18 protein-coding genes, 1 tRNA gene and 1 pseudogene are annotated in these 20,195 nt (G+C 65.0%); 8 read left to right on the forward strand and 12 right to left on the reverse strand.

From position 1 onward, the window contains the following. Positions 1-31: 31 nt before the first annotated feature. The 4 genes from maiA to hppD all read right to left on the reverse strand — a co-directional run bounded on the left by maiA (position 32) and on the right by hppD (position 4,249). Positions 32-703, reverse strand: coding sequence for a maleylacetoacetate isomerase (maiA, locus tag G467_RS0113745; protein WP_026802701.1), 672 nt, complete (start codon positions 701-703; stop codon positions 32-34). Positions 704-787: 84 nt separating this feature from the next. Beyond that, complete coding sequence (locus G467_RS0113750; RefSeq protein ID WP_022970323.1) at positions 788-1,783, reverse strand: fumarylacetoacetate hydrolase family protein; 996 nt, start codon at positions 1,781-1,783, stop codon at positions 788-790. A 55-nt stretch (positions 1,784-1,838) separates the two neighbouring features. Further along, complete coding sequence (gene hmgA / locus G467_RS0113755) at positions 1,839-3,128, reverse strand: homogentisate 1,2-dioxygenase (RefSeq protein ID WP_022970324.1); 1,290 nt, start codon at positions 3,126-3,128, stop codon at positions 1,839-1,841. A 17-nt stretch (positions 3,129-3,145) separates the two neighbouring features. Then, on the reverse strand, positions 3,146-4,249 hold the full coding sequence (gene hppD / locus G467_RS0113760; RefSeq protein WP_022970325.1) for a 4-hydroxyphenylpyruvate dioxygenase: 1,104 nt from the start codon (positions 4,247-4,249) through the stop codon (positions 3,146-3,148). Between the two features lie 93 nt (positions 4,250-4,342). Between hppD and G467_RS0113765 the strand changes: the two genes are divergently transcribed. Next, a complete protein-coding gene (locus tag G467_RS0113765) occupies positions 4,343-4,813 on the forward strand; it encodes a MarR family winged helix-turn-helix transcriptional regulator (RefSeq protein ID WP_022970326.1) in 471 nt (156 codons plus the stop codon). Positions 4,814-4,873: 60 nt separating this feature from the next. On the opposite strand, the gene G467_RS0113770 is transcribed toward G467_RS0113765, so the two are convergent. Together G467_RS0113770 and G467_RS0113775 are read right to left on the reverse strand one after the other, a co-directional pair. Next, positions 4,874-6,379, reverse strand: a complete 1,506-nt coding sequence (locus G467_RS0113770) for a peptide MFS transporter (protein WP_026802703.1) — start codon at positions 6,377-6,379, stop codon at positions 4,874-4,876. Positions 6,380-6,543: 164 nt separating this feature from the next. Further along, positions 6,544-7,401 carry a tryptophan 2,3-dioxygenase gene (locus tag G467_RS0113775; protein ID WP_022970328.1) on the reverse strand — a complete coding sequence of 286 codons (858 nt, stop codon included), beginning with the start codon at positions 7,399-7,401 and terminating at the stop codon, positions 6,544-6,546. A gap of 159 nt (positions 7,402-7,560) precedes the next feature. Here G467_RS0113775 and G467_RS16980 point away from each other — a divergent pair, with 159 nt between their 5' ends. The 6 genes and pseudogenes from G467_RS16980 to G467_RS0113805 all read left to right on the forward strand — a co-directional run bounded on the left by G467_RS16980 (position 7,561) and on the right by G467_RS0113805 (position 15,781). Further along, positions 7,561-11,427, forward strand: coding sequence for a nuclease (locus G467_RS16980; RefSeq protein WP_022970329.1), 3,867 nt, complete (start codon positions 7,561-7,563; stop codon positions 11,425-11,427). Between the two features lie 153 nt (positions 11,428-11,580). After that, positions 11,581-12,654, forward strand: a complete 1,074-nt coding sequence (gene pdhA / locus G467_RS0113785) for a pyruvate dehydrogenase (acetyl-transferring) E1 component subunit alpha (protein ID WP_022970330.1) — start codon at positions 11,581-11,583, stop codon at positions 12,652-12,654. Continuing rightward, positions 12,629-13,636 (forward strand): alpha-ketoacid dehydrogenase subunit beta, encoded by a 1,008-nt coding sequence (locus G467_RS0113790; RefSeq protein ID WP_051130491.1) that lies wholly within the window; start codon positions 12,629-12,631, stop codon positions 13,634-13,636. Before pdhA ends, G467_RS0113790 begins: the two co-directional genes overlap by 26 nt. A 10-nt stretch (positions 13,637-13,646) precedes the next feature. Beyond that, positions 13,647-15,005, forward strand: coding sequence for a dihydrolipoamide acetyltransferase family protein (locus G467_RS0113795; RefSeq protein WP_022970332.1), 1,359 nt, complete (start codon positions 13,647-13,649; stop codon positions 15,003-15,005). Between the two features lie 2 nt (positions 15,006-15,007). After that, positions 15,008-15,370: pseudogene (locus G467_RS18375) on the forward strand (VOC family protein); the annotation flags it as partial. 36 nt (positions 15,371-15,406) lie between these two features. Beyond that, a complete protein-coding gene (locus G467_RS0113805; RefSeq protein WP_026802708.1) occupies positions 15,407-15,781 on the forward strand; it encodes a VOC family protein in 375 nt (124 codons plus the stop codon). On the opposite strand, the gene G467_RS0113810 is transcribed toward G467_RS0113805, so the two are convergent. Further along, on the reverse strand, positions 15,773-16,069 hold the full coding sequence (locus G467_RS0113810) for a hypothetical protein (protein WP_022970333.1): 297 nt from the start codon (positions 16,067-16,069) through the stop codon (positions 15,773-15,775). The two genes, G467_RS0113805 and G467_RS0113810, sit on opposite strands and share 9 nt — an antisense overlap. After that, complete coding sequence (locus tag G467_RS0113815) at positions 16,069-17,379, reverse strand: tryptophan--tRNA ligase (protein WP_022970334.1); 1,311 nt, start codon at positions 17,377-17,379, stop codon at positions 16,069-16,071. Before G467_RS0113815 ends, G467_RS0113810 begins: the two co-directional genes overlap by 1 nt. A gap of 102 nt (positions 17,380-17,481) precedes the next feature. Between G467_RS0113815 and G467_RS0113820 the strand changes: the two genes are divergently transcribed. Continuing rightward, complete coding sequence (locus tag G467_RS0113820) at positions 17,482-18,297, forward strand: hypothetical protein (RefSeq protein WP_026802704.1); 816 nt, start codon at positions 17,482-17,484, stop codon at positions 18,295-18,297. Positions 18,298-18,374: 77 nt separating this feature from the next. On the opposite strand, the gene G467_RS17925 is transcribed toward G467_RS0113820, so the two are convergent. The 4 genes from G467_RS17925 to G467_RS0113840 all read right to left on the reverse strand — a co-directional run bounded on the left by G467_RS17925 (position 18,375) and on the right by G467_RS0113840 (position 20,148). Next, entirely contained in the window at positions 18,375-18,518 is a 144-nt protein-coding gene (locus tag G467_RS17925; RefSeq protein ID WP_081644697.1) for an entericidin A/B family lipoprotein, read from the reverse strand. A 197-nt stretch (positions 18,519-18,715) separates the two neighbouring features. Continuing rightward, positions 18,716-19,633, reverse strand: coding sequence for an arginase (gene rocF / locus G467_RS0113830; protein WP_022970336.1), 918 nt, complete (start codon positions 19,631-19,633; stop codon positions 18,716-18,718). Further along, positions 19,630-20,019, reverse strand: a complete 390-nt coding sequence (locus tag G467_RS0113835) for a rhodanese-like domain-containing protein (protein ID WP_022970337.1) — start codon at positions 20,017-20,019, stop codon at positions 19,630-19,632. Before G467_RS0113835 ends, rocF begins: the two co-directional genes overlap by 4 nt. Positions 20,020-20,072: 53 nt before the next feature. Continuing rightward, a tRNA-Thr gene (locus tag G467_RS0113840) sits at positions 20,073-20,148 on the reverse strand. Positions 20,149-20,195 lie beyond the last annotated feature (47 nt).

Below are 20,195 nucleotides of genomic sequence, written 5' to 3' on the forward strand. Positions count from 1 at the left end.
GTCGCCCCGCTCCGCGTTCACCTTCGCTTTCTCAGCCGGCGGTCTGCGCGTCCGGCTGGTTTTCCGGTCGCGCCTTGTCGAAGGCTTCGAGCGCCAGGCAGGTCTCGTTGATGTGGCGCACGGTCGGATACGGCGTCATGTCGATGTTGAACCGCTTGGCGTTGTAGACCTGCGGGATCAGGCAGCAGTCGGCCAGCGTCGGCGCTTCGCCGTCGCAGTAGTCGCCGGTCGAGGGATTGTCGCCGAGGATGTGCTCGAGCGCGGCCAGGCCGTTGCGCAGCCAGTGCCGCGTCCATTCGTCGCGTTGCTCCTGGGTCGCGCCGAAGGTCGATTCCAGGTATTGCTGCACGCGCAGGTTGTTCAGCGGATGGATGTCGCAGGCGATGACCTGCGCGATCGCGCGCACGCGCTGGCGGTCACGCGCCACCACGGGCATCAGTGCCGGCGCGGTCGCCCAGGTTTCGTCGATGTATTCGATGATCGCCATCGACTGCTTGAGGATGCGGCTGCCGTGCACGAGCACGGGCACCAGTTCCTGCGGATTGAGTTCGCTGAAGGTGGCCGCGTGCTGCTCGCCGCCATCGCGCACCAGGTGCACGGGGACGGTTTCGTAGGCCAGGCCCTTGAGATTGAGTGCGATGCGCACGCGATAGGCGGCACTGGACCGCCAATAGGAATACAGCCGAAGCAACCCTGCCGACATGACTGGCCTCCCTGCTGTGGCAGGCCAGCGGCCCGCGCGGGTTCTAGCCTACACCCGCGCGCGAGCGCGGGCCAACCGGGCCGGTCAGGCGGGGACGATGCGCTGCTCGATCGCGCCGAAGACCGACACGCCGTGGCGGTCGAGCATCTCGATGCGCACGGTGTCGCCATAAGCCATGAAGGGCGTGACCGGCTTGCCGGTCTCCAGGGTCTCGACGGTGCGTTTCTCGGCGAAGCACGAGGCGCCCAGCGAGGTGTCCTCGTTGGCGACCGTGCCCGAGCCGACGATCGTGCCGGCCGACAGCGGCCGCGTCTTGGCCGCATGCGCGACCAGCTGCGAGAAATCGAACTGCATGTCCACGCCGGCCTCGGGCGCGCCGAACCAGGCGCCGTTGATGTGCGTGAGCAGCGGCAGGTGCACCTTGTTGTCGCGCCAGGCCTCGCCGAGTTCGTCGGGCGTGACGAACACCGGGCTCAGGGCCGACCGCGGCTTGGACTGCAGGAAGCCGAAACCCTTGGCCAGCTCGTTGGGAATGAGATTGCGCAGCGACACGTCGTTGACCAGGCCGATGAGCTGGATGTGCGCCGCCGCCTGTTCCGGCGTCGCCGCCATCGGCACGTCGTCGGTGACGATGACCACCTCCGCTTCCAGATCGATGCCATAGGCCGCGTCGGGCACGCGCACGGCGTCGCGCGGTCCGTAGAAGCCGGCGCTGACCGCCTGGTACATCAGCGGGTCGGTGTAGAAACTCTCCGGCACCTCGGCGCCACGCGCCTTGCGCACGCGTGCGACGTGCGGCAAATAGGCACTGCCGTCAACGAATTCGTAGGCGCGGGGCAGCGGCGCGGCGAATGCAGCGAAATCAACGGCGAACACCGGCTCGCCATTGATCGTCTCGGCGGCGCTGCCGTCGAGTGCTTCGGACACGGCATTGAGGCGCGGCGCCGTGGTTTCCCAGTCCTCGAGCGCTCGCTGCAGCGTCGGCGCGATGCCGGTGGCCTTGACCGCGCGCGACAGGTCGCGGGAGACCACGATCAGCGTGCCGTCGCGGCCGCCTTCCTTGAGTGACGCTAGTTTCATGTCGAGTCCGTGATGCGTGCGCCGGAGCGCGTCTGGAAAGGGGAGCGGCCGGGGCTCAGGCGGGTTTGAAGTTCTTGCGCAACCCCTGCCAGCACTGGAAATAATCGCGCTGCAGGGTTTCGGCGGCCAGCGCCTGGCGGACCGGGCGAATCACCGCACGCGTTTCGAACATGAAGGCCATGGTATCGACGATGACATGCGGCTGCGCAAGGTTCGCGGTGGACGCCTTGTCGAAAGTGTCCGCATCCGGGCCGTGGCCGGTCATCGAATTGTGCAGGGAGGCGCCGCCGGGCAGGAAACCTTCCGCCTTGGCGTCGTACACGCCCGCGATCAGGCCCATGAACTCGCTGGCGATATTGCGATGGAACCACGGCGGCCGGAACGTGTCCTGCGCCACCAGCCAGCGCGGCGGGAAGATCACGAAATCCAGGTTCGCCGTGCCCGGCGTGTCGCTGGGCGAGGTGAGCACGGTGAAGATCGACGGATCGGGATGGTCGTAGCTGATCGAGCCGATCGTGTTGAAGCGGCGCAGGTCGTATTTGTACGGTGCGTAATTTCCGTGCCAGCCGACGACGTCGAGCGGCGAATGTGCGATCGCCGCGGTCCACAGGCGGCCCTGGAACTTCGCGACGAGTTCGAAATCGCCCTCGTCTTCCTCAAAGGCCGCGACCGGCGTGAGGAAGTCGCGCGCATTCGCCAGACCATTCGAGCCGATCGGGCCCAGGTCGGGCAGGCGCAAGGCCGCGCCGAAGTTCTCGCAGACGTAGCCGCGCGCAGAGCCGTCGATCAGTTCGACGCGGAAGCGGATGCCGCGCGGAATCACCGCGATTTCCTGCGGCTCGACATCGAGCACACCCAGTTCGGTGGCGATGCGCAGGCGACCGTGCTGCGGAACGATCAGCAGTTCGGCGTCGGCATCGTAGAAGAAACGGCCCTGCATCGACTGGTTCGCCGCATAGACATGAATACCGATGCCGGTCTGCGCCGCCGCGCTGCCGTTGCCGGCGAGCGTGAACAGCCCGTCGAGGAAATCGGTCGCGACCACCGGCAGCGGCACCGGATTCCAGCGCAGCTGGTTCGGCGTCGCCGGCAGCTCCTCGAAGCGATTGTGGAACGCGCCATCGTCGAGCAGGGCGAACGGCTGATGCATCGCGGCCGGCCGGATGCGGTACAGCCAGCTGCGCCGATTGCTGTGCCGCGGCGCGGTGAACGCCGTGCCGGACAACTGCTCGGCGTACAGACCGTGGGCGACGCGCTGCGGCGAATTGCGGCCTTCGGGCAGGGTGCCCGGCAGCGCCTCTGTCGCGAACTCGTTGCCGAAACCCGATTGGTAAGAGGACGTCATGGCAGGGCCTTGTCGGGTCAGAGCACGCCGCGGCGCATCTGGTCGCGCTCGATGCTCTCGAACAGCGCCTGGAAGTTGCCTTCGCCGAAACCTTCGTTGCCCTTGCGCTGGATGATCTCGAAGAAGATCGGACCGATCGCGTTCTGGGTGAAGATCTGCAACAGCTTGCGCTGTTTGGTTTCCAGATCGGCGTCAATGAGGATCTTGTTCTTGCGCAGGCGCGGCACGTCCTCGCCATGGTTGGGCACGCGCACGTCGATGACATCGAAATACGTATCGGGCGTGTCGAGGAATTCACAGCCGGCCGCGCGCATCGCTTCGACCGTCGCATAGATGTCGTCGGTGAAGCAGGCGATGTGCTGGATACCCTCGCCGTGGTAGGCGTCGAGGTATTCGTTGATCTGCGACTTCGGATCGGACGATTCGTTGAGCGGGATGCGCACCACGCCGTCCGGCGCGGTCATCGCCTTGGACACCAGGCCGGTCTTGGCACCCTTGATGTCGAAGTAGCGGATCTCGCGGAAGTTGAACAGGCGCTCGTAGTAGTCCGACCACTTCTGCATGTTGCCGAAATACAGGTTGTGCGTGAGGTGGTCGATGAAGGTCAGACCGAAGCCCGGCGGATTCGGGTCCGCGCCCGGGATTGGCGCGTAATCCGCGTCGAAGATGCTGCCGGCGTCGCCGTAACGGTCGACCAGATACAGCATGCAGTCGCCGATGCCCTTGACCACCGGCGCGTTGACGACTTTCGAGGCTTCCTTGTGATCGATCGCTTCGCCGCCGTTGCCGACGACTGTCGCCAATACGTCGGCACCGGGCTTCTTGAAGCGGATCGCGAAACCGCAGGCACAGGGACCGTGCGCCTTGGCGAAATCGGCGGCGAAAGAATCGGGATCTTCGTTGATGACGAAGTTCACCGTGCCCTGGCGATAGACGGTGATGTTGCGCGTCTTGTGCTTGAGCACCGCGCTGAAGCCCATGCGCTGGAACAGCGCGTGCAGGGGCGCGGCATCGGGCGCGGCGAATTCGACGAATTCGAAACCATCGATGCCCATCGGGTTCTCGAAGGTGGTCGGCTGCATGCCGAGGTTCGGGGCCTGGGGGTGGGGCTGGGCGCTCATGGGGCAACTCCTGCGAAACGGCTTGCGGTCGAGGACCGGATTATATAGTTTCATGTGAAACTATTGGCAAGTCCGCCCCGCCCCGTGCCGAACATGAACAAGAAAGCCCCGCCCGACCACGCCGTGCTCGAACTCGACCGCTTCCTGCCCTACCGGCTGTCGGTGCTGTCGAACCGCATCAGCCAGGACATCGCCGCGCTGTATGGCGAACGTTTCGGGCTGAACGTCACCGAGTGGCGCATCCTGGCGGTGCTCGGTCGCTATCCGGACCTGTCGGCGAACGAAGTCGCCGAACGCACGGCGATGGACAAGGTCGCGGTCAGTCGCGCCGTCACGTCCCTGCTCGGCAGCGGCCGGCTCAAGCGGCAATTGCACGGCGAGGACCGCCGCCGCTCGGTGCTGAAACTCTCGGCCAAGGGCTACAAGGTGTACGACGAAGTCGCACCGCTGGCACTGGCCTACGAGCGTCGCCTGCTGGCCGGATTGCGCGAAGACGAGCGCGCCGCGCTCGACCGCCTGCTCACGCGCATGGAAGAAAGCGAACTGGCCACGCGCGAGCCCTGACCTTTGCGCCAAAAAAAACGGCGACCCGAAGGTCGCCGTTTTCGTCGTTTGCGGCCTGAATTACTTCACGCCGTGCATGATCTTCTGGATCAGCGGGGCGATCAGGAACAACACCACGCCGCCCGCAAGCAACACCCAGAAGCCGAAGGTGTAGCCGCTCAGGGCCGAGGCCGTGGTCATGCCGCCCTCGCCACTCACCTCGCCCGCGAAGATGCCGGACAGGTTGTTGCCGATACCCGTCGACAGGAACCAGCCGCCCATGCCGAAGCCGACCAGACGCACAGGTGCGAGCTTGGTGGTCATCGACAGACCGATCGGGGACAGACACAGCTCGCCGACCGACTGGATCACGTAGACCATGAACAGCGTCCAGAACGGGATCTTGCCGTTCGCGCCAATCAGGCTGGTCAGGGCGTACATCAGCAGCAGGAACGCGAGGCCGTTGAAGATGATGCCCAGGCCGAACTTGCGCGGGATGTTCGGATTCGCGCGACCGAGCTTGACCCAGATCCAGGCGATGATCGGCGCGAGCGCGATGATCGCGATCGAGTTCACCGACTGGAACCAGCCGTTGGGAAACACGAAGCCGCCCAGATCGCGGTTCACGATCTTGTCGGCAAGGAAAGTGAAGGAACTGCCGGCCTGCTCGAAGAACATCCAGAACAGGATGTTGAACGTAAAGATGATCAGCATCGCGATCGCGCGGTCGCGGGCGACCGGACCGTCGCGCACGCCTTCGACCAGCAACAGGCCGCACAGGGCCACGAACATCGGCGCCAGCACGTACCACTGCAAGGACTTGGCATCGATGGTCAGCAGGAAATAGATCAGCGGAATAGCCAGCAGCGCACCGATGAGCACGTACAGGACCTTCTGCTTGCCGCCCTCGCCTTCTGCGGGTCGACCGATGCCCTGCAGCTCGCGGCGGCCGAACCAGAACCAGATCAGGCTGATCAGCATGCCGACGCCAGCGGCGATGAACACGTACTTGTAAGCCGGCATTTCCGGCGTGCCCAACCACTGCTCGGCCATCCAGCCGGTCAGGATCGGCGCGATGAACGCACCGGCGTTGATGCCCATGTAGAAAATCGTGAAGCCGGAATCGCGACGTTCATCGGCCTGGCTGTAGAGCTTGCCGACCATCGTGGAGATGTTGGGCTTGAACAGGCCGTTGCCGGCGATAATCGTGGCCAGGCCGAGCTTGAAGACTTCCTGGTTCGGCATCGAGATCATGAACAGACCAGCCGCCATGATGACCGCGCCGAGCAGGATCGATCGCTGGTATCCGAGCACTTTGTCAGCGACATAGCCGCCGAAAATCGCGGCGGCATAGACCAGGGCCAGATAGGCACCATAGAGCTTGCTCGCCGATTCTTCGCCGGTCGGGCTGCCGCCATAGAACTGCGCGACGATGTAGAGCACCAACGCCCAGCGAATGCCGTAGAACGCGAAGCGCTCCCAGAATTCCGTCATGAACAACATCCACAGCGGCTTGGGATGTCCCATCAGCTGTTTGAAATCTGGAATAGGCGCGCCCGAGTCAGGCGTGGTGGCGGCACCGCTCATGCGGTCTCTCCCTGTGTTTTCTTGTGGTTTGTGGTCGTTGCAGCGAACCGGACAGCCAGGTACGGGGCCCCGGGGGCCCGGAAGGTTTAACCGCTGGGCGCATGGGAGTCAAACCTGAACGGGTTTGGCCCGCCCGGACCGTGACCGGATTCTCGGCCCCGCGCTCAGCGCGCGCCCAACTGGGTGCGGACCTCGAAAAGCTCCGGGAAGAAGGTCAGCTCGAGCGCCTGTTTGAGGAAGGCCACGCCCGAACTGCCGCCGGTGCCGCGCTTGTAACCGATGATGCGCTCGACGGTTTTCATGTGGCGGAAGCGCCACAACTGGAAATTCACCTCGATGTCGACCAGCTGTTCGCACAGGTGGTACGCATCCCAATTCGCGTCGGTGCCTTCGTAGATCGCCTCGAACACCGGCAGCAGGCCGGGGTTGCTGGTATGCGGCAAGGACCAGTCGCGCTCGATGCACTCGGCCGGAATCGCATGGCCGCGCCGGGCGAGATGGCGCAGGAATTCGTCGTACAGGCTCGGCGCATGCAGCACGCGCTCGAGTTCGGCGCGTGCGTCGGGGTCGTGCGCGAACACGCGCACCATGTCGGCGTTCTTGTTGCCGAGCAGGAATTCGATCATGCGGTACTGCGCGGACTGGAATCCCGAGGCCGGACCGAGCACGTGACGGAAGCCGAGGTAATCGCTCGGCGTCAGCGTTTCCAGCACCGACCACTGTTCGGTGAGCTGGCGCTGGATGTGTTTGACGCGCGCGAAGATCTTCAGGCAGGGATCGAGGTCGTCGCGCTGGAGATGCTCGATCGCCGCGCTCAGTTCGTGGATCACCAGCTTCATCCACAGCTCCGAGGTCTGGTGCTGGATGATGAAAAGCAGCTCGTCGTGCTGCGGCGGATTGGTCAGCGGCTTCTGCGCCGACAGCAGGGTCGGTAATTGCAGATAGCCCGCATAGCTCAGGCGATCCTTGAGGTCGGTGGTTATTCCTTGCTCAATCGGACGTTGGTTCGGTGGCTGGGACATGGGCGGCGGGACGGAAACCGGCAGGGGGAGGTGAAGGGTAACGCATCGCCCCGCCCGATCCCTCGCCCATGTCATGGAACGGACGCCGATCTGCCCGTACTATCCCGTACTTCAAACGGCCCGCCGGGGTGGGTCGTTCAACATTGCCGGGGAAAGTACATGGGTCGTAACAACCGCGTTTCGTGGTGGTCCAAGCTGTTGTCCGAAAAAGCGCTTCATCATCGCCACGTTTTCGTCGCCGACCGCTCTGCCGGCAAACTCCTGATCGCACTGCTCGCCCTCGCGGCCAGCAGCAACGGCTTCGCGCAAACCTGCGTCAGTCTCGCGGCCGGCAACTACGGCCAGAACTTCGATTCCCTCGCCGGCACCGGCACCGCCGCGAACACCACCCTGCCCGCCGGCTGGTACATGCTCGAAAGCGGCACGGCCGCCAATACGACCTACACCGCGGGCACGGGCTCGGGCACGTCTGGCGACACCTATAGCTTCGGCTCGGCGACCACGCCATCCGATCGCGCACTGGGCATGCTGCGCAGCGGCTCCCTGGCGCCGGTCGTGGGCGCCTGTTTCGTCAATGACACCGGTGCGCCGCTCAGCTCGGTCGCGCTCGAGTACATCGGCGAAGAATGGCGCCTTGGCGCCGCCAGTCGCACCGATTCGCTGGTATTCAACTACAGCACCGACGCGACCAGCCTCAGCACGGGCACCTGGAGCGCGATCGTCGGTTCGCCGCTGGATTTCGTCACTCCTGCCACCGCAGCGCCCACTGGCGCGAAAGACGGCAATGTCGCCGCGAACCGCACTCAGCTCAGTCACAACCTCGGCGTGTCCATTCCCGCCGGCGCGACGCTGTGGGTGCGCTGGACGGATGTGGATGTCTCCGGTTCCGACGACGGCCTGGCGATCGACAATTTCCTGCTGTCGATGAACGCTGGACCGGTAACGCCCAATCTCGCGATCGGCGACGTTGCTTTCGGTGAAGGCGACAGCGGTTCCAATACGATGTTGTTCACGATCACGCTGAGCAGCGCGGCCGGGCCGGGCGGCGTGCAGTTCAATATCCACACGAGCGACGGCAGTGCCACGGTCGCGGATGGCGACTATGTCGCCGCCTCCTTCGACGGCCAGACGATTCCGCAGGGATCGACCAGTGGCATCTTCACCGTCCAGATCAACGGCGATACCACGCCGGAAGCGAACGAAACCTTTCTGGTCGACATCGACACCGTCACCGGCGCGAATGTCACCGACGCCCAGGCGATCGGCACGATCCAGAACGACGACTTCGTGCTCGTGCCCGTGCATGCGATTCAGGGCAGCGGCAGTGTTTCCCCGTACGCGGTCGGCAGCATCGTCGCGACCGAGGGCATCGTGACCGCGCGCACCTCGAACGGTTTCTTCGTGCAGACGCCGGATGCCGAGGTCGACGCGGACCCCGCCACGTCCGAGGGCGTGTTCGTGTTCACCAGCACGGCGCCGCCGGCGAGTGCCGCAGTCGGCAACCGCGTGCGCATCAATGCCACGCTCGACGAATACAACCCGGGCGGCCAGCTGCCGCTGACCGAACTCAAGAACGCGACGGTCGTGCAAGTCGGCTCGGGCAATCCCTTGCCCGCGCCGATCGTGCTGACGGTCGCCGATGCCAATGCCGCGAGCCCGCTCGGCTGGCTCGAACGCTATGAAGGCATGCGCGTCAGCGTGCCGAGTCTGAAGGTGATCGCGCCGGTGGACGGCAACATTACCGAATCCTCGGCGGTGTCCTCGAGCAACGGCCTGTTTTATGGCGTGCTTCCGACGATTGCGCGTCCGATGCGCGAACCGGGCATCGACGTGCTCGACCCGATCGTGCCGCCGCCCGGCGTCACCCCGCCGGTGTTCGACCACAACCCGGAAATGCTGCGCGTGCGTAGCAACGGCCAGACCGGCGCGCCGATCATCAGCGTGGATGTCGGCGACACCGTCAACGGCCTCGTCGGCGTGCTCGACTACGGCTTCGCCTACTACACGATCACGCCCGACCCGGCGGCCGGCGCGAGCGTCGTGCTCGGTTCGCAGGCGACGGCGGTGTCGGCGCGTGCGACGGACGAAATCACCATCGGCGGTTTCAACCTGCTGCACTTCTTCGACGACGTCGCCGACGGAAACGGCGCGACCAAGCTCACCACCCTGGCCTACCAGAACCGCCTGAAGAAAACCGGCAACGCGATCTGCGCCTACACGCGCAACCCCGATGTACTCGGCGTGATCGAAGTCGAGCACATCAAGGCGCTGACCGATCTGGCCGACAGCATCAATGCCAACGGCGGCAATGCGCTGTTCCCCAACAGCTGCAGCGAGAACCCGCACTACCAGGCCTACCTGATCGAGGGCAACGACATCGGCGGCATCGACGTCGGCTTCCTGCTCAAGACCACGGAAGTCGCGGCGGGCAAACCGCGCGTGGAAGTGGTCAGCATCGAACAGATCGGCAAGGACGCCTTGTTCACCAATGCCGACAACAGCACCGAGCTGCTCAACGACCGTCCGCCGCTGGTGTTGGTCGCGCGCATCAACCAGGCCAACGGCGCCAGCCAGACGGTCACGGTGATCGCCAACCATCTGCGCTCGCTGATCGACGTCAACACCACCACTGTCGGCACCAAGGGCTGGGCTACGGTCGGCGACCGCGTGCGCGCCAAGCGTGGCGAGCAGGCACGTTTCCTCGCCGCCCTGATCCAGGCGCGGCAGACGGCGAATCCGAACGAGAAGATCGTGCTGCTCGGCGACTTCAACGCGTTCGAGTTCAATGACGGCTTCGTTGATTCGATGGGTATCGTGACCGGCCGTGAAGCCGGCCCGACCCAGGTGCTGCGCTATGTCGACAGCCCGATCACGACGCCGCTGACCAACACCGCCGAGCTCGCGCCGGCCGCCGAGCGCTATTCGTTCTCGTTCGACGGCAATGCGCAGTCGCTGGACCACATGGTCGTCAACCAGGCCGTGCTCGACAGCTTCGCCGGCGTGCGCGCTGAACATGCGCGCATCAACGCCGACTTCGGCATCGACAACTACGGCGATTTCGCCGTGCCGGTGCGCGTGTCCGATCACGACCCGGTGGTACTGTTCCTGCAAGAGGCGAGTTTCCGCACGACGGCCTTGTCGGTAACGATGCCCGGCCCGCCTTTCGACGTCGTCGCCGGCGACGACATGGACTTCGTGGTGAATGTCGGCAATGCCGGCGATGCCCCGGTCGGCAATATCAAGCTGGATCTGACCATCCATCCGTTCTTCGGATCGGCACCCGGCGCGCCCCTGCCCGCCGTGGATTTCCCCGCGCTGCTGTCGGTGGATGTGCCCTCGGGCTGGAGTTGCGGCGCGTTCGCCGAGGACACGGCCGGCTACTTCCTCGCGCATTGCACGAGCAGCACCTCGTCGATTGCGCCGAGCAACGCCTTCGTCGTGACGATGACCACGAGCCTGGCGCTGGACGACATCGTCGTCTCGCTCGGCGCGGCGGTTTCGAGTTCGGCGACCGATTCCGATCCTGCCGACAATTCCGCGACCCGCTCCCACAGCATCTATGCCACGCGCGATCTGGTGGCGCAGGTGCAAGGCCCCGCAGGCCCTCTGAAGGTCGGCGAAGAAACCAAGTTCCTGGTGACGATGGCCAACGAAGGCCAGGCAGACGAAACGCACCAACTGCTTTCGGTCCGGGTGAATGCGCCCGCCGGCGCCGTTCGGCAGATCGTGTCGCCGCAGTACGATTGCCTTGCCGGGCAGGACACGCCGACGGACAGCGTTTGGGTTTGCGAACCGCTGTCGGGCGAAGTCCTGGTCGCAGGTACCAGCAAGGCGATCGTGGTGACGGTGGCCCCGACGTTCGCACAGGGCAACGGCGCGCTGACCGTCGAAGCGACGCTGAGGACCGTGCGCGGCGAATGGGACTGGCGCGATCCGAACGCCGGCAACAATGTGGGCACCGTGTCGGTCCCCGTCGTCGGCCACGGCATTCCGCCGCAGCCGGTGCCGAGTCCGCGACTCGACTGAGTCGACGCGCGGACCGCGTTAGGTCCGCGTCAAAATCCATACGCTGCACACTGGAAGGCACCGCCATCGCGGTGCCTTTCCTTTTCCGGGGGTCACGGGTTGCCAGTGCGGGGCCGGACAGGCTCTACTAGGCCGATTGTCTGGGAGGGCAACATGCCGACCGTCGCCACATTCGAAATCGAATACCTGCAGTATCTCGGCCCCGACGGCCGACTGGTTCGCGATGACCTGCCGGAGTTCGCGCAGGATCGCAACAATCTCGTCGAACTGCTCAAGCAGATGTTGCTCGTGCGCAGTTTCGACACCAAGGCGGTCGCCCTGCAGCGCACGGGCAAGCTCGGCACCTATGCCAGCTGCCTGGGTCACGAGGCCACGCACATCGGCATCGGCAGTGCGATGCAGTACGACGACGTCTTCGCACCCTCGTATCGCGAGTACGGCGCGCAGATCGTCCGCGGCGTAAAGCCGCGCGAAATCCTGATGTACTGGGGCGGCGACGAACGCGGCAACGATTTCTCCGGCCCGCCGCACGACTATTCCTGGTGCGTGCCGATCGGTACGCAGAACCTGCATGCGGCCGGCGCGGCACTCGCGTTCAAGCTACGCGGCGAACCGCGCGTGGCGGTGGCCTGCGTCGGCGACGGCGGTTCGTCCAAGACCGACACCTATGCGGCGATCAACTCGGCCGGCGCGTACACGCTGCCGTTCATCCAGTGCATCATCAACAACCAGTGGGCGATTTCGGTGCCGCGCAGCGCGCAGACCGGCGCCAAGACGCTCGCGCAGAAAGGCATCGCCGGCGGCCTGGACTGTCTGCAGGTCGACGGCAACGACATCATCGCCGTGCGCGCGGCGATGGACCACGCGCTCAAGCGCGCGCGCAACGGCCATGGCGGCAGCGTGCTGGAATTCGTGACGTATCGTCTGTCCGATCACACCACCGCCGATGACGCGCGCCGCTATCGTGGCGACGAGGAAGTAAAAGCCGCTTGGGAACGCGAGCCGATGTCGCGCCTGCGCACCTTCCTCATCAACGAGAAGGTCTGGAGCGAAAAACAGGAGGCCGCCTGGAAGGAGGAGTGCAACGCGCTCTCCGATATCGAGGTCAATGCCTATCTGGAAACCAAGGTGCAGCCGGTGGAAGCGATGTTCGACTATCTCTACGGCGACATGCCGCACGACGTCGCCGCGCAGCGCGCCGATGCGCTCAAGTGGGAGGGTCGCTGAGATGGCGGCGATTACCCTGATCGAAGCGATCACCCAGGCGCTTGCGTGGGAGCTCAAGCATGACGACAGCGTCGTCGTGCTCGGCGAGGATGTCGGCGTGAACGGCGGCGTGTTCCGCGCGACCGCCGGCCTGCAGCAGACGTTCGGTCCGCAGCGCGTGCTCGACACGCCGCTCGACGAGACCACGATTGCCGGACTCACCGTCGGCCTCGCTACGCAGGGCATGAAGCCCGTCGCCGAAGCGCAGTTCGACGGCTTCATGTATCCGATGGTCGACCACATCGTCTGTCACGCGGCGCGATTCCGTTACCGCACGCGTGGCCGTCTGACCTGCCCGATGGTGCTGCGCGTGCCCTGGGGCGGCGGTATCCGCGCGCCCGAGCATCATTCGGAAGCGAACGAATCGATCTTCACCAATGTGCCCGGCCTGCGCGTGGTCATGCCTTCTTCGCCGCAGCGCGCCTACGGTTTGCTGCTCGCGGCGATCCGCGACCCCGACCCGGTGATCTTCTTCGAACCCAAGCGCATCTATCGCCAGTACAAGGAAGAGGTGCCCGACGACGGCGAAGCCCTGCCGCTGGACGTGTGCTTCGTGCTGCGCGACGGCACCGACGTGACCCTGGTGACCTGGGGCGCACAGGTGAAGGAAACGCTGGAGGCGGCCGACGCGCTGGCCAAGGAAGGCGTGTCCGCTGAAGTCATCGACGTGGCGACGCTCAAGCCGCTGGATTTCGACACGATCCGCGAATCCGTGGCCAAGACCGGGCGCTGCGTGATCGTGCACGAAGCAGCGAAGACCGCCGGCTTCGGCGCCGAGATCGCCGCGCGCCTGGCCGAGGAATCGATGTACGACCTGCAGGCGCCGGTCGAGCGCGTCACCGGCTACGACACCCATATCCCGCTGTTCCGCCTGGAGATGAAATATCTGCCCAGCGTGGAAAAGATCATCGCGGCCTGCAAGCGTTCGCTTGCGGCCAGCTGAGAGGACCGACATGAGCGAGAAGAAATCCTTCCACCTGCCTGACTTGGGCGAAGGCCTGCCCGACGCGGAAATCGTCGAGTGGCACGTCAAGGTCGGCGACATCATTCGTCTCGACGAACCGCTGGTATCGATGGAGACCGCGAAAGCCGTCGTCGACGTGCCCTCGCCATTCTCGGGCAAGGTTATCCGCCTCGCCGGCGCCGCTGGTGACGTGATCGTGACCGGCAGCGTGCTGGCCGAAGTCGAGCTCGATCCGAGTCTGCCGCAGCGCGCCGACGCACAGGACACCGGGCACCATCATGGCGGCGGCCATGCCGCGCCCGCCGCGACACAAGTCGTCGTCGAAGAGGAACAGAACGATCCCGCGGTCGCTACCCAGGCCGCTCCTGCGAAAGCGGCGAGCGCCGATGCCGGCACCGTGGTCGGAGCGATGCAGACTTCCGATGCCGTGCGCAGCGAACAGGCCATCGCGATCGGCGGTGTCAAGGCGATGCCCGCCGTGCGCGCGCTCGCGAAGAAACTCGGCGTCGATGTCGCGCGCGTGACACCGACGGGTGCCGAAGGCGTGGTCACACTGGCCGACGTAAAGAACGCCGCGCAGGCCGGCAGCGCGAAACTCGGTGCGGTGGCGCCGACACGAGCGCCGGAACCGAGCGCGTATCGCGCGACCGCGTCCACGCCCGCCGTATCGCGTGCGGCGGCGGACCCGGCGCCACGTGCATCCGCGAATCTCGACACCGACGAGCCCATTCGCGGCGTCCGTCGCAACATGGTGCGCACGATGAGTGCCGCGCATGCCGAAGTCGTGCCGACCACGCTGATGGACGATGCCGACTTGCATGCGTGGGCACCGGGCGAGGACATCATGGCGCGATCCATCCGTGCCTTGGTGGCCGCTGCACGAGCCGAGCCCGCGCTCAACTCCTGGCTCAATGCCAAGGAAGGCACCTTGCGCCGGCATTCGCGTGTGGACGTCGGCATCGCCGTCGATTCGCCGGAAGGTCTGTTCGTGCCCGCGTTGCGCCATTGCGAACGACTCGACCCGCAACAGGTGCGCGCCGAACTCAATCGCCTGCGCGATGGCGTCAAGACGCGCAGCCTGCCGCCGGAAGATCTGACCGGTTACACCTTGATGCTGTCGAATTTCGGCGTCTTCGCTGGCAAGTACGCGACGCCCGTCGTCGTCCCGCCTTGCGTGTGCATCGTCGGCGCGGGGCGCCTGCACCATGCCGTCGTTCCGGTCATGGGCGGACTGGAAACGCATCGCCTCATGCCCCTGTCGCTGACCTTCGACCATCGCGCCGTGACCGGCGGCGAAGCGGCGCGGTTCCTGCGCGTGATGATCGACGACCTGCAACGCGCGCGCTGAGCATGCGTCGGCTGGCCGGATTCATGATCGACTGCCAGGGCGAGGATCTCGCCATGGCACGTCGCTTCTGGAGCCAGGCACTGGGCTTGCCGATCGTCGATCCCGACGAGGGTGATGCCGGCCGTTACGCCTTGCTCGGCAAGGGGCCGGGCGGCTGGCATATCGAAACCCAGTGCGTGTCGCATCCCTCGCGCCTGCATCTGGATATCGAAGCGAGAGACATCGATGCCGAAGCCGACCGCCTGGAAGGCCTGGGGGCGACGCGCGTCGGCAATCCGGTCGGGCGCTGGTGGGTCATGCAGGCGCCGACCGGGCAACGGTTTTGCGTGGTGCGTTGGCGCGACGATGAGCCGCGGGTTCCCGCGCCGGCGCACAACGCGCGCAAACCTGCGCATCAGAGCGTGCTCATCGCCATCGTCATCGACTGCCAGGGCGATCTCGGTCCGGCCGTCGATTTCTGGAGCGCCGCGCTCGACCGCAAGATCGTCAGTCGCGATCAGGACGGCGATGGGAAATACGCAGAACTCGCCTCGGCCAAGGATGAACCGTTCGTCCTGCTGCAGCGCGTGGACCACGACCCGCGCGTGCATCTGGATATAGAAACCGATGATCTCGATGCCGAAACCGCGCGCCTGGAAAAGCTCGGTGCGACCCGCGTGGAGTTCCGCAAACGCTGGTGGGTGATGCAGGCACCGACGGGACATCGCTTCTGTGTCGTTCGCCAACAGCCGGGCAAGACCGGCATCACGCCCAATCGCTGGGCGGCGTCAGACTGAGCGGAATCTTTTCCGGCGGATGAAATACGCCACGACCAGCACCAGCAGGAAGGCGTGATATCCGGCGAGAGTGGCAATGACCTGCGGCCACATCTTGCCGACCCCGTCGAAGGGCAGGAAATACGCCAGGTACATGGCGATCGCGCTCGACACGACGGCAAGCAACAGCGCGATCACGTCCAACCTGCGTCGCGCCGGGGTCACGGCATGCGATTTCGGATACGCCCAGTACGCCCATCCGAGGATGGCGAACCAGGGAGCGAACAGGACCAGCGCGAGCAAGGGCATCAGGGCTTCTCGTCGTCGGCGCGACGTAGCGTATCGAGCGCGGCTTCTACCTGCGCCGCGGACACGCCCGGACCCAGGATCAGCGAACCGTCCTGCAACATCGCTGCCCCCGCCGCGTTGCCGGCTTTCAGCTCGCCGAGGCAGCGTCCGGCTTCCTTGGGCGAATCGAACGCACTGCTCAGCAGCAGCAAGGCTCCGTCCGCGTCGATCAGCTTGAAATGAAATTTTCCGTCGGACTCGCGGTACTGCTTGAATACCGGCAGCGCGACCTTCACCACGCCCTTGTCCGCACGTGTCGGCGCTTCGCGCAAGTCGCGCAGACCTACAGCGTGGCGCAGGCGCGTCAACAGCGGCGTCGCGATGGCTCGCGCCTTTTTAGCGCCGGCCTGCAGGATGTCTTCGATGTCGCCGGGACGCGCCATCAGATGTTCGTACTTCTCGCGCATCGGAGCGATGTCGCGATCGATGCGCTCGAACAAGGCTTGCTTGGCTTCGCCCCAAGCGATGCCACTGGCGAAAGCCTCGGCCATCGCCTGGCTTTCCTGCGGGGTCGCGAAGGCCTGATAGAGCTGGAACAGGGCCGAGCCCTCCGTCTCCTTGGGCTCGCCGGGCGCGCGCGAATCGGTCTTGATGCCGAGAATGAGTTTCTTCATTTCCGCGGGCGACGCGAACAGAGGAATCGTGTTGTCGTAGCTCTTGCTCATCTTGCGGCCATCGAGGCCGGGCAGCGTCGCGACGCTTTCATCGATCACCGCTTCGGGCAGCCGGAAATGTTCGCCGTACAGGTGATTGAAGCGCGCGCCGAAATCACGCGCCATCTCGATGTGCTGAACCTGATCGCGACCAACCGGCACCTTGTTGGCGTTGAAAACGAGAATGTCTGCAGCCATCAGCACCGGATACATGAACAGACCGGCGGTGATGCCCGCATCGGCGTCTTCCCCGTCCAGCGTGTTCTTGTCGACAGCGGCCTTGTACGCATGCGCGCGATTGAGCAGTCCTTTGCCAGCGACGCAAGTCAGCAGCCAGGTCAGTTCCGGGATCTCCGGAATATCGGATTGGCGATAGAACCACACCTTGTCGGGATCGAGCCCGCACGCCAGCCACGACGCGGCGATTTCTAGGGTGGAACGCTGGACGCGCGCCGGATCCTGGACCTTGATCAGGGCATGGTAGTCAGCGAGGAAATAGAAACTTTCCACGCCCGCCTGGTGACTGGCGGCGATCGCCGGGCGGATGGCGCCGGCGTAGTTGCCCAGGTGCGGAGTACCCGAAGTGGTGATGCCGGTGAGGACGCGCTGCTGGCTCATGGGAAGGGTTCTGGAGGTCCGTGGCTAGTTTACCGCGTCACCCGCACTAACCCCGCCCTCGGACCCGGCGCGTTTTACCGATCGCCCCACTTGGAGACCGCCATGAAACGCTCGCTCGCCCTTCTACTCTCGTTGCTCAGCCTGCTGCCCTTGAGCGCCTGCGCGCGCTCGGCCAACCTCGTCGATGTCCAGGTCGTGGATCTGGATGCCGGCAATACCTTGCCCCGCTGGCCCTATCGGGGTCGCGAATACCTCGAAGGCCAGCCCGGCCACCGCTTCTCGGTGACCTTGCAGAACCTCACCGGCGAGCGTGTTCTTGCCGTGCTCTCGGTCGATGGTGTCAACGCGATCAGCGGCCAGACCGCGAGCGCCGCGCAATCGGGCTACGTGCTCGAGCCCTGGCAGCGCGTGGAGATTCGTGGCTGGCGCAAGAATTACTCGGAAGTCGCCGAGTTCTACTTCACCGACCTGCCCGACAGCTATGCCGCCCGAACTGGGCGCGCCCAGAACGTCGGTGTCGTCGGCGTGGCGGCCTTCCGCGAACGCCGTTACGAGCCGACGCCCTACTACCCGGCACCCTCGGTCAGTGAACGCGATGCGGGTGCCCCGGCGCCGTACGCACGCGGCAATGCTTCGGCGGCTTCCGATGCCGCGGCCGAAGCGCCGTCGGCGGCCCGCAGCGAACGCCGCGCGACGGCGCAGCAGATCGGCACGGGCCATGGCGAACGCCGCTACGACCCGGTGACGCAGACGGTGTTCGAACGCGAGAGCTCGCGTCCCAACCAGGTCGTGTCGCTGTTCTACGACTCCACCGATGCCTTGGCCGATCGCGGCGTCATTCCGTCGCGCGGTTATCGCCGCGACGGCCGGCCCGATCCGTTCCCGGTGGGCTTCGTTCCCGATCCGCCGCGCTGGTAAGCGGGGCTGAAAAACAAGAAGGCCGGGCATCCTTGCCCGGCCTTTTCGTTTCTGCCGCAAACACGCGAGTCACGCGATCAGTTGCGGGCATCCTTCGCGGTTTCTTCCACTTCCTCGCCCACTTCCTTCACGTCCTTGCCCGCACCTTCGATGGTGTGGCAGGCGGCGAGAAAGGACGAGCTGACGCTGAGCAACAACAGGGTGAGTACGAAACGTTTCATATGATTCTCCATCGCCGGGGTTGGGGGCGGAGCAAATGTAGTTCGCTCCTGCCCCGATGCGAAGAGTTCGTCCGGTCGCGACGCAAGTGAGATTCAGCTTCGTGTCGAAGGTGTCAACGCAGCGACATCATTCCGTGTCGATGCGCTTCTTTTGTCGTGCAATACGCCATGCGTCGCGCAACTTGCCCGACATCGGCTCAGTCGCGCATCAGGGTCGACTTTCCGAACAGGCTCTCGACCAGATCCACTGCCAACTGCGCGGTTTTGTTGTGTTCGTCAAAGGCGGGATTAAGCTCGACGATATCGATGGAACCAACATGGCCGGCATCGGCGATCATTTCCATGACCAATTGCGCCTCGCGATAATTCGGGCCACCGGGGACGGTAGTGCCGACTCCAGGCGCGATCGCCGGATCGAGGAAATCGACGTCGAAGCTCACGTGCAGATGCGTGTTGTCGTCGACCCCTTCCAAAGCCTCTTCCATCGCCTTTTTCATGCCGATTTCGTCGATGTAGCGCATGTCGTAAATATCGAGGCCGTATTCCTTGACCAGCTTCTTTTCGCCGGCGTCCACCGAGCGAATGCCGATCTGGCGGAATGCCTCCGGGCGCACGGCGGGCGCGCTGCCGCCCAGTTCGGTCAGGGCCTTCGGGCCGAGTCCGCACAGACAGGACACCGGCATGCCGTGCACATTGCCCGACGGCGTCACTTCATGCGTATTGAAATCGGCATGGGCGTCGAGCCACAGCACGCGCAGTGTTTTGCCTTTCTCGCGGCAATAGCGCGCAACCGCCGTGATCGAGCCGATCCCCAGACAATGGTCGCCACCAAGCAGGATCGGCAATTCGCCGCGTCCCAAGCTCAGATACACCGCGTCCATCGTGACGCGATTCCAGTGCACGACCTCATCGATGTGGCGGTAACCATCCACGGGCGGCAGCCAGGGATTGACCGGACCGCTCAGATTGCCGCGGTCGATGACGGTCAGGCCGCGCTCGCGCAAGGCTTCGGCCAGTCCGGCGACACGCAGCGCCTCCGGTCCCATCGATGCCCCGCGGTGGCCGGCACCAATGTCGGTAGGGGCGCCTATCAGCGCGATGGTGCGGGTGCTCATCGGGATTCCTTGGTGGTGTCTTCGTTTTTTTCTTCCGGCAGGCCGGCGGCGTCCCACGCCAACCAGCTACCGTCGAGCTGGTGAACGCGGAAGCCCAGCTTTTCCAGCGCCGGCTCGACCAAGGCCGAACGCCGGCCGCTGCGGCAATACACGACGACGTCGCGCGGCTCGCCAAGCTCGGACATACGCGCCTCGATCTGATCGTGCGGAATCAGTACCGCACCAGGCACATGACCGGCATCGAATTCCTCCTGGGTGCGCACATCGAGAATCAGCGGCGCATTACCGGCGGCGATCTGTGCGGCGAGCTCCGTGGGTGTCACGGCCGGCTCGGTCGCGCGCGCGGGCAGACTCAGAACCAGGAAAAGCAGGACGATGCGCAACATGACTTCTCCTTGCCAGCAAAACGCGGCGAGACAAGCGCGATCGCGCTCAAGACTGGTGCCGACACCCGGATTCGAACTGGGGACCTACCGCTTACAAGGCGGTTGCTCTACCAACTGAGCTATGCCGGCATGGGCGTGATTCTAGCCGCCTCGCGCGGCAAACCGAAATCCGGTCC

The sequence above is a fragment of the Arenimonas oryziterrae DSM 21050 = YC6267 genome (assembly GCF_000420545.1).
Lineage (GTDB): Bacteria > Pseudomonadota > Gammaproteobacteria > Xanthomonadales > Xanthomonadaceae > Arenimonas > Arenimonas oryziterrae.